Raw genomic sequence first — 15484 nt, 5'->3', positions numbered from 1 at the left:
ACGACGGCGCTGGCCGTCTGAGCCCCCCGATTTCCCCCGTCATTCCGGGGCCGCGCCGCGGAACCCGGAATCCACGACTGGCCGCGACGCTAGAGCTGTTGCCGACCGCTGCGAGTCGTTCGGGGTTCACTGGCACGGCGTGATCTGATTCCCTGTGGTCCTCGACAGGAGGATTGATGGGCTCAGCGTTGTCATCGGATCTGCGCGAACGGGTCGTGAAGGCCGTGTCCGAGGGCGCTTCGCGCCGTCAGGCGGCGGCGCGGTTCGGGGTCAGTCCCGCCAGCGCCATTCGCTGGCAGGAGAACTTCGAGCGGGAAGGCCGGGTGGCGGCCAAGCCGCAGGGCGGCGACCGGCGCTCGCAGCACCTCGAAGCGCAAGCCGCGTTCATCGTCAAACTGCGCTTGGATCGACCGACGCTTACCCTGTCGGAGTTGCGCGTCCTGCTGGCCGAACGCGGCATCGCCACCAGCGAGAGCGGCCTGTCGCGCTTCTTCCGGCGCCACGCCGTCACGCGAGGGGCTGCCCCTGCGGGATTCGGTACGGNTCGAGCGGGAAGGCCGGGTGGCGGCCAAGCCGCAGGGCGGCGACCGGCGCTCGCAGCACCTCGAAGCGCAAGCCGCGTTCATCGTCAAACTGCGCTTGGATCGACCGACGCTTACCCTGTCGGAGTTGCGCGTCCTGCTGGCCGAACGCGGCATCGCCACCAGCGAGAGCGGCCTGTCGCGCTTCTTCCGGCGCCACGCCGTCACGCACAAAAAAACACGCTCCACGCCGCCGAGCAGCAGCGGCCGGACGTGAGGGCCGAACGTGAGGACTGGTTCAAGGCTCAGGACGAACTCGACCCGGACAGGCTTGTCTTCCTCGACGAGACGGCGACCACCACCAMCATGGTGCGCCGCTACGGCTGGGCCGTGCGCGGTGAGCGCTGCCGCGTCGCTGTCCCGCACGGCCACTGGAAGACTACCACCGTCACGGCCGCCCTGCGCACGAGCGGGRTGGCGGCCACGGCCCTGTTCGACGGAGCCACCAACGGCCAGCGCTTCCGGGCCTACGTCACCGATACCCTGGTGCCCGTGCTGAAGCGGGGTGACACGGTGATCATGGACAACCTCGCTGCTCACAAGGTGGCCGGCGTGCGCGAAGCCATTCAGGYGGTGGGCGCCAAGCTGCTCTACCTTCCGCCCTACTCGCCGGACCTCAACCCAATCGAGCAAGTCTTTGCCAAGCTGAAGGCCGACTTGCGCAAAGCCGCCGCGCGGACGCTTCCAGATCTGAGGGCGGCAATCCGATCCGCCTTCGACAGCCTCACCCCAAAGGCCTGCCGCAACTGCCTCGCAGCGGCCGGATACGACGCCTACGATCCAACCTGATCGGCAACAGCTCTAGACATAGCGGCGCATCACGGGTGGATTCCGGGTTCGCCTTCGGCGCCCCGGAATGACGGCGGGGGTTGGTTGAAGGGCCTCAATGCCCCTCGGCCAGCGTTCCCCGCTGACGCGGGTCGGAGGCGCCGGCCAGCAGCCCGTCCTCGGCCATCACCGAGTTGGCCGAGCCCGAACTCGCCCCGACCTTCACCGGATGGCCCTTGGCGCGCAGCAGCGCCAGGGTGTCGGGCGAGACGCCCTCCTCGGCCATCAGCATGTCCGGCTGCCACTGGTGGTGGATGCGCGGCGCGGCCACGGCTTCCGCGAGGTTGAGGCGGAAATCCAGCACGTTGACGATCACCTGCAGAACCGTGGTGATGATGCGGCTGCCGCCGGGGCTGCCGGTGACGAGATAGAGCTTGCCGTCACGGAAGACGAAGGTCGGCGTCATGGAGGAGAGCGGGCGGGCGCCCGGCGCCACCGCATTCGCCTCGCCGCCGACGAGGCCGTAGGCGTTGCGCGCCCCGGTCTTGGCGGAAAAGTCGTCCATCTCGTTGTTGAGCAGCACCCCCGTGCCCTCGGCCACCAGCCCGATCCCGTAGGAGAAGTTGAGGGTGTAGGTGTTCGACACCGCGTTGCCCTCGGCATCGACCACCGAGAAGTGGGTGGTCTGGTCGGACTCGTAGGGCAGCGGATCGCCGGCCTTCACCTCTCCGGCGGGCCGGGCCCGCTCCGGGTCGATGCTGTCCCGCAGTTTCGCCGCGTAGGACTTCGCCGTGAGGCCTGCGACCGGGACCTTGGTGCGGGCCGGGTCGCCGAGCCAGGTAGCGCGGTCGGCATAGGCCGGCTTCATCGCCTCGGCCATGAGGTGGAGCGCGCCCGCGCTGCCGGCGCCGAGCTTGGCCAGATCGTAACCCTCCAGCACGTTGAGGATCTCGATGAGATGGACCCCGCCGGAACTCGGCGGTGGCATCGATACGATCTCGTAGCCGCGATAGGTGCCGCGCACGGGCTTTCGGATTTCCGGCCGGTAGGCGGCGAGGTCGGCCACCGTCATGATGCCGCCCGCGCCCTGCACCGCTCCGGCGATCTTTTGCGCGATCGGGCCCTCGTAGAACGCGTCCGGCCCGCGCTCGGCGATTGTCCTGAGGGTGTCGGCGAGGTCGGTCTGGCGGAGCGTCGCCCCGCGGGGCAGCACGTGGTCGCCTTGATAGAAGATCTTGCGGCTCGACGGCCACGCCCCGAGCAGGCCGGAGGCCCGCGGCAGGGAGTCGGCCAGCCCCGACTCGACCGGGATGCCCTCGCGGGCGAGTTTTTCCGCCGGGGCGATCAGGTCGGCGAGCGTCAGCTTGCCCGAGCCGTAGCGACGATGCGCTTCCGCCAGTCCCCGCACCGTGCCGGGCACGCCCACCGCCTTGCCGCCGCGGGTCGAGGCCGCCTTGTCGGGCTCGCCCTTGGCGTCGAGGAACATGTCGGCTTTGGCCGCCCCCGGCGCGGTCTCGCGGTAATCGATCGCCACCGTCTCGCGGCCTGCGGCGCGGTGGACCATCATGAAGCCGCCGCCGCCGAGATTGCCGGCCCGCGGCAGGGTGACGGCGAGGGCGAAGCCGACCGCCACCGCGGCGTCGATGGCGTTGCCGCCCTTTTCCAGCACCGCGACGCCGACGCGGGTCGCCAGCGCGTCCTGCGACGAGACCATGCCGCGGGTCGCCAGCACCGGCAGCAGCCGCGCCGAATCCGACTGGATCGGCGGCAGCTCGGGCGCGGAGGGGAGGGAACCGGGGGTGACGTCCGGCTGCGCGCGGGCCGGGCCAGCGAGGACGAGGAGCGCGAGAGCGAGGCGAAGGCGGAGCGTCATCCCGGACGATCTAGCCTCCGGCCCGGCCGCGGCCAGCGCGACGCTCGATTCCAGTGCCGCATCGGCTTTTCCAAAAGCCGGTTCCCACCTTTTGGGCCGATGCTCTATTGCCCGCTGATCGAGGGCCCGCCGGCCGCGCCGCCGGTTCCGGGCGGGCCGCTCGTCGGCGTCCCGCCGATCACCGCGCCGGGCGTGCCTCCGACCACCGCGGGCCGGTTCGGGGTGCCGCCGGTGCCGGGACCGGTGACGGGCGCGTCGCCCGTGGCGGAGGCTTTTGGACTGGGCGGCGAGGGGATGGCGGGTGTTCCGTCTCGTGAAGCGGATTGCGCCAGGGCCGGCGCGGCTGGAAGGATCAGGGCGAGCGCCAGGGCGATCGGGAGATGCCGCATCGGGGGCCTGTGAGGTGTCAGCGCCGGAAGCGGCGGGTTCTGACGAACACCGGCACTGGACCGGAGTTCCGCATCGTTCCGCCGCTCCCATCCAACCCCCTCATCCTGAGGTGGCGGCGCGCAGCGGCGCCCTCGAAGGAGGGGGGTTGGTTGGAGGCGCTGATGTCAGCGCCCGGTCGTCAGCAAAATCTTGCCCGAGTGGCTGCTCGTCTCCATCAACTCGTGCGCCTTTTGCGCGTCCTCGAGCGGGAAGGTGGCGTGGACGATCGGGCGGATTTTTCCGGCTTCCACCAGCGGCCATACCTCGCCCTTCACGCCCTCGGCGATGGCCGCCTTCGCCTCCTTCGACTGTGCTCGCAGGGTCGCTCCGGTGATGGTCAGGCGCTTGAGCATGATGGGCGTGAGAGTCAGGCTCTCGGCCTTGAAGCCCTGCATGAACGCGATCTGGACGAGCCGGCCCTCGACCGCCAGCGAGGCGATGTTCTTCTGGAGGTAGGCCGCGCCCACCATGTCGAGGATCACGTCGACGCCCTTGCCGTCGGTGAGGCGCTTCACCGCCTCGGCGAAGTCGGCCTCGCGGTAGTTGATGGCGGCATCCGCCCCCAGCTCCTCGCAGAACCGGCACTTCTCGGCCGAGCCCGCCGTGGTGAGGACGCGGGCACCGTGCTGCTTGGCGATCTGGATCGCGGTCGAGCCGATGCCGCTCGATCCGCCATGAACCAGGAAGGTCTCACCCGCCTTCAGCCGCCCGCGCTGGATCACCGTGGAATAGACGGTGAAGACGGTCTCGGGCAGGCCCGCCGCCTCGGTGAGCGAGAGCGAGGCGGGCTTCTTCAGCACCTGTCCGACTTCCGCCACCGCGAACTCGGCATAGCCGCCGCTGATGACGAGCGCGCAGACCTCGTCGCCCACCGAAAATCCGGTGACGCCCTCACCGAGCGCGGCGATGCGGCCGGCAATCTCCAGACCGGGAATCTCGGTGGCGCCCTTCGGCGGCGGGTAGCTGCCCTGGCGCTGCATGATGTCGGGCCGGTTGACGCCTGCGGCCACCACCTCGACCAGCACCTGACCGGCCTCGGGCCGCGGCACCGGCGCCGTCTCGACCACGATCACCTCCGGCCCGCCCGCGCCGCCGAAGCGGATCTGGCGCATGGTCTCGGGCAGCGGTTGGGTCATCGACGGGCTCCTGGCGTGTTTGGGGCTCCGCCGTCACATGGCGCGGAAGGTCGGTGCCGTCGAGGTTGCGCGTCGCAGGTCTTCGTGAGGGCTCGCGGCGGTTTCCGCCCCACGCCGTCATTGCGAGGCGAAGACGGCAAGACCAGTCGGATCACGCGGGAGCCGTTTCCCCGCCCACCTCAGGGACGCGGACCGACAGCGGCGCGGACCACCCCCTTGCCAAGACCACCCCCTTGCCAAGACCGGCCCCGCGCGGAACACCATCCCCAGCGGGTCCAACGAGCCCGCGGGGGAGGACCGCCGTGGTCAAGCTGAACCGCATCTACACCCGCACCGGCGACAAGGGCACGACCGGGCTCGCCAACGGCGAGCGGCGCTCGAAGGCGGATCTGCGGGTCGAGGCCTACGGCACCGTCGATGAGACCAATGCCTGTATCGGGCTCGCCCGCCTCCACGCCGAGCCGGCCCTCGACGCGATGCTGGCGCGCATCCAGAACGACCTGTTCGATCTCGGCGCCGATCTCGCCACCCCGCCGAGCGAGGAGCCGCTGGGCTACGAGCCCCTGCGCGTCGTCGCCGCCCAGGTGCAGCGGCTGGAGACCGAGATCGACGCGCTCAACGAAAAGATTCCGCCGCTGAAGTCGTTCGTGCTGCCCGGCGGCTCGCCGGCCTCCGCCGCGCTCCACCTCGCCCGCACCGTCTGCCGCCGGGCCGAGCGGCTGGTGGTGTCGCTCTCCGCCAACGAGAGCGAAGCGATTTCCTCGGAGGCGCTGCAATATCTCAACCGCCTGTCGGACTTCCTGTTCGTGGCCTCCCGCGCGGCCAACCGCGACGGGGCCGACGACGTGCTCTGGGTTCCCGGCCAGAACCGCTAGATTCCGCAGGCCACTCCTTCCAGATAGGCGCGTTGACAAGCGGGAAATCGGCTCGTTACGGTCCCGCCCGCCCTGACAATCAAGATCGGATTGCCGTCGCACAGGCGTGGCCGCCTCACGGGCGCCCGCCTGCCATCCGACGGCGCGGAGGAAGGCGACTGCCATGAAGGTTCTGGTGCCCGTCAAGCGGGTCGTTGACTACAACGTGAAGATCCGCGTGAAGGCCGACGGATCGGGCGTGGAACTCGCCAACGTCAAGATGTCGATGAACCCCTTCGACGAGATCGCCGTCGAGGAGGCGATCCGCCTGAAGGAGAAGGGCAAGGCCACCGAGATCGTCGCGGTCTCGATCGGCCCGCAGCAGGCGCAGGAGACCCTGCGCACGGCGCTCGCCATGGGCGCCGACCGCGCCATCCTGATCAAGACCGACGTCACTTGCGAGCCGCTGGCCGTCGCCAAGCTCCTCAAGGCGGTGGTCGAAAAGGAGAGCCCCGAACTCGTCATCCTCGGCAAGCAGGCGATCGACGACGATTCCAACCAGACCGGCCAGATGCTCGCCGCGCTGCTGGGCTGGCCGCAGGGCACCTTCGCCTTCAAGCTCGAATTCGGCGAGGGAAGCATCGACGTGACCCGCGAGGTCGATGGCGGCCTCCAGACCGTGGCGCTGAAGCTCCCCGCCATCGTCACGACGGATCTGCGCCTCAACGAGCCCCGCTACGCCTCGCTGCCCAACATCATGAAGGCCAAGAAGAAGCCGCTGGAGGAACTGGCCCCCGACGCGCTCGGCGTCGATGTCTCGCCCAAGCTCACCGTGGTGAAGGTCGCCGAGCCGCCGGGCCGCTCGGCGGGCATCAAGGTCGGCTCCGCGGCGGAACTCGTCCAGAAGCTCAAGGTCGAGGCCGGCGTCCTCTAATTTTTTGAGACTCGCGCGCCGCTCCCGGAAGGTCGAGCGGCGCTAAACTCCTCATTCGAAAGCTCTTTCGATGACCACGCTCCTCTACGTCGAGCACGCCGACGGCAAGATCAAGGACGGCACGCTCAAGGCCCTCACCGCCGCCAAACAGCTCGGCGGCCCGATCCACGCGCTCGTGGCCGGCGCGAACTCGAAGATGGCGGCCGAGGCCGCGGGTCGGCTCGACGGCGTCGAGAAGGTGCTGAACGCCGAGGACGCGGCCTACGACCACGATCTCGCCGAGACCAACGCGGCGCTGATCGTGTCGCTCGCCGACGGTTACGACACCATCGTCGCCGCCGCGACCACGACCGGCAAGAACACCCTGCCCCGCGTCGCCGCGCTCCTCGACGTCGCCCAGGTCTCGGACATCATCAAGGTCGTCTCGCCCGACACCTTCGACCGGCCGATCTACGCCGGCAACGCGATCCAGACCGTGCAGGCCGGCACCGGCAAGAAGGTCATTACGGTCCGCACCGCCGCCTTCAAGGCCGCGGAAGAGGGTGGTTCGGCGGCGACCGTCGAGGCGGTCTCGGCCGCCGCCCCCGACGCACTCGGCGCGGCCTACAAGTCCGAAGAGATCGCCAAGTCCGACCGGCCGGAGCTGGCCTCGGCCAAGTTCATCGTCTCCGGCGGCCGCTCGCTCGGCTCGGCGGACAAGTTCAAGGAGCTGATCGAGCCGCTGGCCGACGCGCTCGGTGCGGCGGTCGGCGCCTCGCGCGCGGCGGTCGATGCCGGCTACGCCCCCAACGACTGGCAGGTCGGCCAGACCGGCAAGGTGGTCGCCCCCGACCTCTACGTCGCCGTCGGCATCTCCGGCGCGATCCAGCATCTGGCCGGCATGAAGGACTCGAAGGTCATCGTCGCCGTCAATAAGGACGAGGACGCGCCGATCTTCCAAGTGGCGGATTACGGACTCGTCGGCGACCTGTTCCAGGTCGTGCCGGAGTTGCAGGCCGAGATCGCCAAGGCCAAGGACCGGTAAGGCCGCAATTTTCCGCGCCCGTCTCCTGCGGGCGCGGAAAACTTTGCTCCGGGCGTGGCGAAGGACCGGTTTGACGCATTTGTTGCAGTGCCGCATGGTATACAGGCGGTTCGCCCGGCGATGCCGCAGCAGGTGAGACGCGAGACGGGTATGGGCATCGAGATCAAGACGGTCGGCATCATCGGTGCCGGCCAGATGGGGACCGGCATCGCGCATGTCTGCGCGGCCTCGGGCCTCGACGTCCGGCTGAACGACCGTGATTCCGGGCGGCTCGATGCCGGCCTCGCGCTGATCGACGCGAACCTGTCCCGGCAGGTGCAGAAGGGCAGCCTGAGCGAGGACCAGCGCCGCACCGCCCTGGAGCGGATCGCCCTCGCCCGCGGCTACGCCGATCTCGGCCCCTGCGACCTCGTGATCGAGGCCGCGACCGAGGACGAGGCGACCAAGCGCAAGATTTTTCAGGACCTCTGCCCGTCGCTGAAGCCCGACGCGCTGGTGGCCACCAACACCTCCTCGATCTCGATCACGCGGCTCGCCGCCTCGACCGACCGGCCGGACCGCTTCATCGGCATCCACTTCATGAACCCGGTGCCGGTGATGCAGCTCGTCGAGCTGATCCGCGGCATCGCCACGGAAGACCCGACCTACGAATCGGCCAAGGCCTTCATCGGCAAGCTCGGCAAGACCTCGACGATGTCGGAGGATTTTCCGGCCTTCATCGTCAACCGCATCCTGCTGCCGATGATCAACGAGGCGATCTACACGCTCTACGAGGGCGTCGGCTCGGTCGAGTCGATCGACACGGCGATGAAGCTCGGCGCCAACCATCCGATGGGCCCGCTGCAACTCGCCGACTTCATCGGCCTCGACACCTGCCTGTCGGTGATGCAGGTGCTCTACGAGGGCCTGGCGGATTCGAAATACCGCCCCTGCCCGCTGCTGGTGAAATACGTCGAGGCCGGCTGGCTCGGCCGCAAGACCAAGCGCGGTTTTTACGATTACCGCGGCGAGACGCCGATCCCGACGCGCTGAGTTGGGCCTCAAGCGGCCGCGTCCGCGGCCTTAGGCTGTTCGCTCCGCTAGACGCCTCGGCGTAGCCGAGGCCACTGCGCGCGGCGCTCTTCGCGCCGGGCCATACGGGGCTGCCGCACGCCTCGATTGGCAATGTGGGTAAGGGCGAGCCCCTACCGCGTCCCGTACATCCGGTCGCCCGCGTCGCCGAGGCCGGGGACGATGTAGCCGTGCTCGTTGAGCCGCTCGTCGATCGCCGCCGTCCAGACCGGCACGTCCGGATGCGCCTCCTGGAACCGGGCGATGCCCTCCGGCGCGGCCAGCAGGCAGACGAAGCGCAAGTCCTTGGCGCCCCGGCTCTTCAGCCGCTCCACCGCGGCCACCGCCGAGTTGGCGGTCGCCAGCATCGGGTCGAGCACCAGCACGGTGCGGTCGGCGAGGTCGGACGGCGACTTGAAATAGTATTCCACCGCCTGGAGCGTGTCGGGATCGCGGTAGAGCCCGATATGGGCGACCCGCGCCGAGGGCATCAGCGACAGCATCCCGTCGAGGAAGCCGACGCCGGCCCGCAGGATCGGGGCGAGCACGAGCTTCTTGCCGGCGATCTGGCGGCCCTCCATGCGCTGGAGCGGCGTCTCGATCGAGATCGCCTCCAGCGGCAGGTCGCGAGTCACCTCGTAGGCCAGCAGCATGCCGATCTCGTTGAGGAGTTCGCGGAACCCCTTCGTCGAGCGGTCGCGGTCGCGCATCATCGTCAGCTTGTGCTGGACGAGCGGATGATCGACCACCGTCACCGCAGCCGCCCCGCCGCCTACCGTCATCGATCCGCTCCCGTCCCACACCGCGCTCTCGAGAGCACGATGCCACAATCGGGCCGGCGAAGCCGAGACGCCGACAGGGTTTTCCCGGCCGATCGGCGGTTTCAGGACAGGGCCGGCGCGCCCTTCAGCACCAGCACGGCCCGCTCGGGCAGATCGACCGTGCCGCCGGCCGCGACCGTGGGGCGGCTGCCCTCGGGGACGGTGCCGACGGGGAGCGTGGTGTCGAAGACCGGGCGCCAGGGGCCGCCGAGCGCGGGCGGCAGGGCGAAGGGGCACGGCGCGGTCGCGGCGTTCATCAGGATCAACACGCGCTCGGAGCCGGCGATGTCGTTGCTCATCTGCATGCCGAAGGCCTGGCGCTCACCGTCGGCCCAGGCGGCGCCGTCCATCTCGGCGGCGTCGGGGGAGAGCCAGTGCACGTCCTTGAGGCCGGTGCCCTCGACCTCGGCGCCCATCAGGAAGTGGCGCCGCCGCAGCGAGCGGCAGACGCGGCGCAGCCCCGCGAGGTTAGCCACGAACGCGGTCAGCGCCGGATCGGGATCGTTCTCCCAATCGATCCAGCTCCCGGCGTTGTCCTGGCAATAGGCGTTGTTGTTGCCGTTCTGCGTGCGCGAGCGCTCGTCGCCCATCAGCAGCATCGGCACGCCTTGCGCGAAGAACACGCATGCCAGCATGTTGCGCTTCTGGCGGGCGCGGACGCTGAGGATCTCGGAATCCTCGGTCGGCCCCTCGACCCCGTAGTTGGAGGTGAGGTTGTGGCCGTGGCCGTCGCGGTTGCCCTCGCCGTTGGCCTCGTTGTGCTTCTCCTCGTAGGCGACCGCGTCGGCGAGCGTGAAGCCGTCATGCGAGGCGACGAAATTGATGCTGGCCAAGGGCGAGCGGCCGGACGGCAGGAAGATTTCGCGAGAGCCGGACAGCCCTTGCGTCAGCTTGGCGAGCGTCCCGCGATCGCCGCGCCAGAAACCGCGCAGGTTGTCGCGGAACTGGTCGTTCCACTCGCTCCAGCCGTAGGGATAGCCGCCGAGCCGGTAACCGCCCATGCCGATGTCCCAGGGCTCGGCGATGAGCTTGACGCGCGACAGGATGGGATCCTGCTGCACGGCCTGGAAGAAGGCGGCCTCCGGCGTGAAGTCGTAGGGCGCGCGGCCCAGGCTGGAGGCGAGATCGAAGCGGAAGCCCGCCACGCCGTAGACCGTCACCCAGTGGCGGAGCGAATCGAGCACCATCCGCATCACGCGGGGATGGGCGACGTTGAGGGTGTTGCCGCAGCCGGTGCAGTCGATGTTGCGGCGGCGGTCCTCCGGGTCGAGCTTGTAGTAGCTGGCGTTGTCGATGCCGCGGAAGGCGAGCGTCGGCCCGAGATGGTCGCCCTCGGCCGTGTGGTTGTAGACCACGTCGATCAGGGTCTCGATGCCGGCCGCCGCGAGTTCGCGGATGGCGAAGCGGAGCGCACTGGCATCGCCCCCACCGAGATAGCGCGGCTCGGGGGCGAAGTAGTTGTAGGGCTGGTAGCCCCAAAAGTTCGTCAGACCCTTCTCGACGAGGAAGCGGTCGTCGGCAAAGGCCTGGATCGGCAGGAGTTCGAGCGCGGTGACGCCGAGCTTGAGCAGGTGTTCGATGATCGCCGGGTGGGCCAGCCCGAGATAGGTGCCGCGCTCCGCCTCCGACAGAGCCGGATGCGTCATAGTCAGCGCCTTGACGTGGGCCTCGTAGATCACGCTTTCGTACAGCGGCCGGGGGGCGGCAAACGATGCCGGTTCGGGAGCATCGGGCCGGGTCACCACGCCGCGCGGCATGAACGGGGCGCTGTCGCGGCGGTCGATCTGGTCCTCGCGGGCACCGCCGCGGCGGTGGCCGTAGAGCGCGTCGTGCCAGCGGATGCGGCCGGCGATCTCGCGGGCATAGGGGTCGAGGACGAGCTTGGCCGGGTTGAAGCGGTGTCCGGCGGCGGGCTCCCACGGGCCGGAGACGCGGTAGCCGTAGAGCTGGCCCGGCAGCAGGCCGTGGACGTAGCCGTGGAAGACGTCGTCGGTTCGGCACGGCAGACGGATCGTGCGCGATTCGTGGCGGGCGCCGGGCTCGAACAGGCAGAGATCGACCGCGGTCGCGTTCTGCGAGAAGAGGGCGAAGTTGACGCCGCGGCCGTCGAAATGCGCGCCGAGCGGCGTCGGCAGGCCCTCCTCGATGACGATCATCCCGGTCCTTCGTCGTGGGCGCGCCTCGCAGGGCGCCGGGCCTCCTTGATGGGGTTAAAGATTGGTTGGGCGAAGCTCAAGCGGCGGGCAGCGGCACATCCAGGCTCCGAACCGTTCAAAGGATGACAACGGTTTGGTTTTCAACCTTCCACCGTCATTCCGGGTCCGCCTAGCGGCGGCCCGGAATGACGGCGACGCGTCAGATTGAAAGAGCCCTCGTTCGATGGGCGCCGCACCTCACCAGCGATAGCGCAGGCCCACCGTCCCGTACTGCGCGCCGCCGCCGGCGCGGTTGAAGAACGGCAGGTCGCCGCCCGAGCGGTGGTGGAAGCGAAAGATCAGGTCGAGGTCGGGCCGGCTCGGCAGGCCGAAGGTCAGCTCCGGCGAGAGATAGTGCAGCAGGTTCTGCCCCTCGACGCCGGCCCGGCGCGCCTCGAACACCGGCACGCCGGTGGCGTAGTTGAGGCCGATCGAGATGCCGAGAGTGGTGCGCAGGTACGCGTCCCAGGGGAACCACTTCCAGCGGAAATACAGCGCGCCCCAACCCTCGCCCTCGTGCAGCGAGCCGAACCGCTTGCCGACGCCCACCTCGGTCTCGATGGCGGCGAAGCGGTCGAAGCGCACGACCTCGCGGGAGAAGGCGCCGCCGACGAAGGTGCTCGACCCCCAGCGCCAGTCCCACGGACCCTGATGCTTGGTGAGGAAGATCTCCCACATGGAGGTCTCGACAAGTTGGCCGGCGAACAGCGTCGCGGTGCAGTCGGCCCGGCACGGCGCGAAGGGCGAGCGCAGCTCGACGTCGAAGGCGCGTGCCTCGCGCCCGCCCGCGAGCGGGCCGACGAGGGCGCAGAGGAGCGCCAAGAAAAAGACGAGGCCGCGGCCGAGCCGCGCTCTCTGTTCAAGACGGCGCGTGTCTTTCCCGGTGGATCGGATCGTGAAGGTGCCGGGCAAAGCGAAAAATCCGATCCGAATCGATCACATGATCAATGAACGTCGGACGGCTTGCCGTAGATCGGCTCGCGCCCCCGCGAACCCGGCGACGCTGCACAATCGTGCAGGGAATGAAAAGTGTCCGGCTTGCCACCGTGATTGTATCCAATCGGACCGACACAATGCCGTGCCCGGTGTGATGCAATCGACACGGTTGATCACGCAATCGTCATTTGCAGAAGGCGCCACAAAGGCCGGTCGCGAAAGGACAAAAAAAAGAACGGCCGGACCTCGCGGTCCGGCCGTCGCGCATCGGTGAACCTAGAGCATCGTCCCGAAAGGTGGTTTCCGGCTTTCGGAAAAAAGGCGATGCGGCACAAGAACATAGAGCATCGCCCTGGATCCGATATCCAGGGCGATGCTCTAGCGAAAAGCTATTCGGCGGCGGCCGCCGCCGCCCGCGGCGGCTCGCGCTCGACGGTGCGGAAGGATTCGAGTTCGGCCATGTAGCTGCGGGCCCACCAATCCACGTCCTCGCGCAGCATGCGGTCGGCCATCGGCTTCCAGCGCTCCAGGCGCTCGGCCCGCGGCATGTAGAGCGCCTGCCGAATCGCCTCCGCCACCTCGAACCGGTCGTAGGGGTTGACCAAGAGCGCCTCGGGCAGTTGCCGCGCCGCGCCCGCGAACTTCGACAGGACGAGAACGCCGGGATCCTCCTCGCTCTGCGCCACGACGTATTCCTTAGCGACGAGATTCATGCCGTCGCGCATCGGCGTGACGAGGCCGACGCGGGCCGCGCGGTAGAGGCCGGCGAGTACGGGGCGCGGATAGGCCTTGGTGACGTACTGGATCGGCGTCCAGGCCGGCTCGCCCAGCATGCCGTTGATGTCGCCGACCTTCTCGTTCACCTCGCGCGAGAGCTGCTCGTATTCCGGCACCTCGCTGCGGGATTTCGGGGTGATCTGGATGTAGACGACGTTGCCGCGCTGGTCCGGGTTCGAGGCGAAGAAGCGGTCCACCGCCTCCATGCGCTCGGGCACGCCCTTCGAGTAGTCGAGCCGGTCGACGCCGATGAGGAGCTTGCGGGTGCGCAGGCCCGCCATGGTCTCGCGCACGACCTTGTTGGAGCCGGCCTTGTCGGCGGCCTCCTTGAAGCCGGCGACATCGATGCCGATCGGGAAGGAGCGGATGCGGGTGCGCCGCCCATCGACCATCAGCGCGCCGCCGCCGAGAGGGATCGCCCGCATCGTGTCGATGAAGTTGCGCGACAGATTCTGCACGTCGGCGTCGGTCTGCAGGCCGATCAGGTCGTAATCGGCCATGGCGCGCAGCAATTCGTTGCTTGCCGGCAGAGTGTTGAACACGTCGGCTGCGGGCCACGGGATGTGGTGGAAGTAACCGATCGGGTTGGCGATGCCCTGGCCGCGCAGCTCGGAGGCCAGCGGCAGCAGGTGGTAGTCGTGGACCCAGATCAGGTCGTCGGGCTCGACCAGCTTGGCGAGCGCGCGGGCGAAGGTCTGGTTGACGCGCTGGTAGCCGGCATAGTCCGAGCGCGAGAAGGTGCCGAGGCCGATGCGGTAATGCATGATCGGCCACAGCGCCCGGTTGGCGAAGCCGGCGTAATATTCGCGGTGGTCCTGAGGCGAGAGGTCGAGGACGGCGTACTGGATCGGCCCGCGGTCGATCAGCTCCGGCTCCAGGCTCGGATTCTCGGTGATGTTGCCGCTCCAGCCGAACCAGAGCCCCTCATAGGAGGAGAATGCTTCCTTGACCGCCACGGCGAGGCCGCCCGCGGAGACCGCGTCCTTGCCCTCGGCAGGCACGGCGACACGATTCGAGACGATGATCAGACGTGCCACGAACCCGGCTCCGCTCCTCGTTGCGGCGGGCGCGAGGAACGCGCCCACCTGTAGAGTCTCAAACGTCCGTGGGAAAACGCGCGGAAGTCGTGCGCGATCCGTCGAAGCGCAGCCAAGCGCATCGTTTCTCGTCGGTCAAGCGAGGAGGGCGGTCGCCCTGCTCGCTCGAAAGGCTTTATGGGTGGCCTCAAGCGCCGGCAGCCGCGTCCGCGGCTTTGGCTGTTCGCTCCGCTCGACGCCTCGGCTTTGCCGAAGCCCACTGCGCGGGGCGCCCTTCGCGCCCGGCCATACGGCCATTCCTTCTTCGACCGTCGATTCCGAGGGGCGACCGAGGATGCCGAAGGTCCGGCTGCGAGCGAGGTCGCCTGCCGCGCCGTCGAATCTCCGGACGGCCTTCGCAGCGTCTCGCGACTGACCACGCTTGCGTCTCCTCGATCGGTTCCATGCCAGCCGCCCGCCGAAGCCTGAAGCGGAACAGGACGTTGGCAGCGGAACCCCTCAGCACGGCCATCGGTTCTCCGGCCGAATCCTTTTGCGGTCAGCCGTACCCGGCGCCGGCCGCCCTCACCGCTTCGTGCTTGCAGGAGTTGAAACCATGACCGCCTCCGCGTCACCGGACCCCGTCGACGGGGCCGACCTGAAGGACCTGCGCCACGACGTCGAGGACACCGCCCAGCTCGCCGCCGAGCGCGGCCGGGGACTGGCCGCCGCCGCCCGCAAGCAGGCCTACGCCTATGTCGATCAGCGGAAGGGGGAGGCTGCCCGCTCGGTCGGCGACATCGCCCAGTCGATCCGCGATTCCGGCCGGACCTTCGAGGACCGCCCCAACCTCCGCGCCTTCTTCGACAGTGCGGCAGAGGGGCTCGACGGTCTCGCCGGCTCGATCGAGCGGCGGGGCCTGGAGGACTACTACGCCGAGGCCGAGGCCTTCGCCCGGCGCTCGCCGGTGACGACCGCGGTCGCGACCTTCGCGGCGGGCTTCCTGCTCGCGCGCTTCATCAAGGCCTCGGGCGAGCCCGAGACGGCCTTCGACCGCGACTACCGGGCCTGAGGGATCGAGACGACCGCC

12 protein-coding genes and 2 pseudogenes are annotated in these 15484 nt (G+C 69.1%); 7 read left to right on the top strand and 7 right to left on the bottom strand.

Going from position 1 to position 15484, the window contains the following annotated elements; genetic code table 11:
- Window positions 1–176 precede the first annotated feature (176 nt).
- Both ASG52_RS28260 and ASG52_RS08775 read left to right on the top strand, forming a co-directional pair.
- Window positions 177–515 (top strand): annotated as a pseudogene (locus tag ASG52_RS28260) (helix-turn-helix domain-containing protein); the annotation flags it as partial.
- A gap of 29 nt (window positions 516–544) precedes the next feature.
- Window positions 545–1370: pseudogene (locus tag ASG52_RS08775) on the top strand (IS630 family transposase); the annotation flags it as partial.
- A gap of 94 nt (window positions 1371–1464) precedes the next feature.
- Here ASG52_RS08775 and ggt read toward each other — a convergent pair.
- The 3 genes from ggt to ASG52_RS08760 form a co-directional block, all read right to left on the bottom strand.
- Window positions 1465–3222: a gamma-glutamyltransferase gene (gene ggt, locus ASG52_RS08770; RefSeq protein WP_056241798.1), complete on the bottom strand. Its 1758-nt coding sequence runs from the start codon at window positions 3220–3222 to the stop codon at window positions 1465–1467.
- Between the two features lie 104 nt (window positions 3223–3326).
- Entirely contained in the window at window positions 3327–3611 is a 285-nt protein-coding gene (locus tag ASG52_RS08765) for a hypothetical protein (protein ID WP_056241796.1), read from the bottom strand.
- 165 nt (window positions 3612–3776) lie between these two features.
- Complete coding sequence (locus tag ASG52_RS08760; RefSeq protein ID WP_056241795.1) at window positions 3777–4787, bottom strand: NAD(P)H-quinone oxidoreductase; 1011 nt, start codon at window positions 4785–4787, stop codon at window positions 3777–3779.
- A gap of 302 nt (window positions 4788–5089) precedes the next feature.
- Here ASG52_RS08760 and ASG52_RS08755 point away from each other — a divergent pair, with 302 nt between their 5' ends.
- The 4 genes from ASG52_RS08755 (at window position 5090) to ASG52_RS08740 (ending at window position 8631) form a co-directional block, all read left to right on the top strand.
- Window positions 5090–5662, top strand: coding sequence for a cob(I)yrinic acid a,c-diamide adenosyltransferase (locus ASG52_RS08755; RefSeq protein WP_056241793.1), 573 nt, complete (start codon window positions 5090–5092; stop codon window positions 5660–5662).
- A 163-nt stretch (window positions 5663–5825) separates the two neighbouring features.
- Window positions 5826–6575, top strand: coding sequence for an electron transfer flavoprotein subunit beta/FixA family protein (locus ASG52_RS08750; RefSeq protein ID WP_056241791.1), 750 nt, complete (start codon window positions 5826–5828; stop codon window positions 6573–6575).
- 70 nt (window positions 6576–6645) lie between these two features.
- Window positions 6646–7599, top strand: a complete 954-nt coding sequence (locus ASG52_RS08745; protein ID WP_056241790.1) for an electron transfer flavoprotein subunit alpha/FixB family protein — start codon at window positions 6646–6648, stop codon at window positions 7597–7599.
- A 150-nt stretch (window positions 7600–7749) separates the two neighbouring features.
- Window positions 7750–8631 carry a 3-hydroxybutyryl-CoA dehydrogenase gene (locus ASG52_RS08740; RefSeq protein ID WP_056241787.1) on the top strand — a complete coding sequence of 294 codons (882 nt, stop codon included), beginning with the start codon at window positions 7750–7752 and terminating at the stop codon, window positions 8629–8631.
- Between the two features lie 152 nt (window positions 8632–8783).
- Here ASG52_RS08740 and upp read toward each other — a convergent pair whose 3' ends face one another.
- The 4 genes from upp to ASG52_RS08720 all read right to left on the bottom strand — a co-directional run bounded on the left by upp (window position 8784) and on the right by ASG52_RS08720 (window position 14415).
- Window positions 8784–9431 carry a uracil phosphoribosyltransferase gene (gene upp / locus ASG52_RS08735; protein ID WP_056241784.1) on the bottom strand — a complete coding sequence of 216 codons (648 nt, stop codon included), beginning with the start codon at window positions 9429–9431 and terminating at the stop codon, window positions 8784–8786.
- 101 nt (window positions 9432–9532) lie between these two features.
- Entirely contained in the window at window positions 9533–11626 is a 2094-nt protein-coding gene (gene glgX, locus ASG52_RS08730) for a glycogen debranching protein GlgX (RefSeq protein ID WP_056241781.1), read from the bottom strand.
- Between the two features lie 237 nt (window positions 11627–11863).
- A complete protein-coding gene (locus ASG52_RS08725) occupies window positions 11864–12487 on the bottom strand; it encodes a hypothetical protein (protein WP_082552454.1) in 624 nt (207 codons plus the stop codon).
- Window positions 12488–12990: 503 nt separating this feature from the next.
- Window positions 12991–14415 (bottom strand): alpha,alpha-trehalose-phosphate synthase (UDP-forming), encoded by a 1425-nt coding sequence (locus ASG52_RS08720; protein ID WP_056241776.1) that lies wholly within the window; start codon window positions 14413–14415, stop codon window positions 12991–12993.
- A 595-nt stretch (window positions 14416–15010) separates the two neighbouring features.
- Here ASG52_RS08720 and ASG52_RS08715 point away from each other — a divergent pair.
- Complete coding sequence (locus ASG52_RS08715; protein WP_056241774.1) at window positions 15011–15466, top strand: hypothetical protein; 456 nt, start codon at window positions 15011–15013, stop codon at window positions 15464–15466.
- Window positions 15467–15484: the final 18 nt, after the last annotated feature.

The sequence above is a fragment of the Methylobacterium sp. Leaf456 genome (assembly GCF_001425465.1).
Lineage (GTDB): Bacteria > Pseudomonadota > Alphaproteobacteria > Rhizobiales > Beijerinckiaceae > Methylobacterium.
The sequence above is the reverse complement of the archived record's forward strand: the minus strand, read 5'-3'. Positions and strand labels throughout refer to the sequence as shown.

Excerpts from the sequence above, each read along its gene's own strand:
- upp (WP_056241784.1), bottom strand. The coding sequence starts at position 9,431 with ATGACGGTAGGCGGCGGGGCGGCTGCGGTGACGGTGGTCGATCATCCG.
- ASG52_RS08765 (WP_056241796.1), bottom strand. The coding sequence starts at position 3,611 with ATGCGGCATCTCCCGATCGCCCTGGCGCTCGCCCTGATCCTTCCAGCC.
- ggt (WP_056241798.1), bottom strand. The coding sequence starts at position 3,222 with ATGACGCTCCGCCTTCGCCTCGCTCTCGCGCTCCTCGTCCTCGCTGGC.
- ASG52_RS08740 (WP_056241787.1), top strand. The coding sequence starts at position 7,750 with ATGGGCATCGAGATCAAGACGGTCGGCATCATCGGTGCCGGCCAGATG.
- glgX (WP_056241781.1), bottom strand. The coding sequence starts at position 11,626 with ATGATCGTCATCGAGGAGGGCCTGCCGACGCCGCTCGGCGCGCATTTC.
- ASG52_RS08745 (WP_056241790.1), top strand. The coding sequence starts at position 6,646 with ATGACCACGCTCCTCTACGTCGAGCACGCCGACGGCAAGATCAAGGAC.
- ASG52_RS08760 (WP_056241795.1), bottom strand. The coding sequence starts at position 4,787 with ATGACCCAACCGCTGCCCGAGACCATGCGCCAGATCCGCTTCGGCGGC.
- ASG52_RS08715 (WP_056241774.1), top strand. The coding sequence starts at position 15,011 with ATGACCGCCTCCGCGTCACCGGACCCCGTCGACGGGGCCGACCTGAAG.
- ASG52_RS08750 (WP_056241791.1), top strand. The coding sequence starts at position 5,826 with ATGAAGGTTCTGGTGCCCGTCAAGCGGGTCGTTGACTACAACGTGAAG.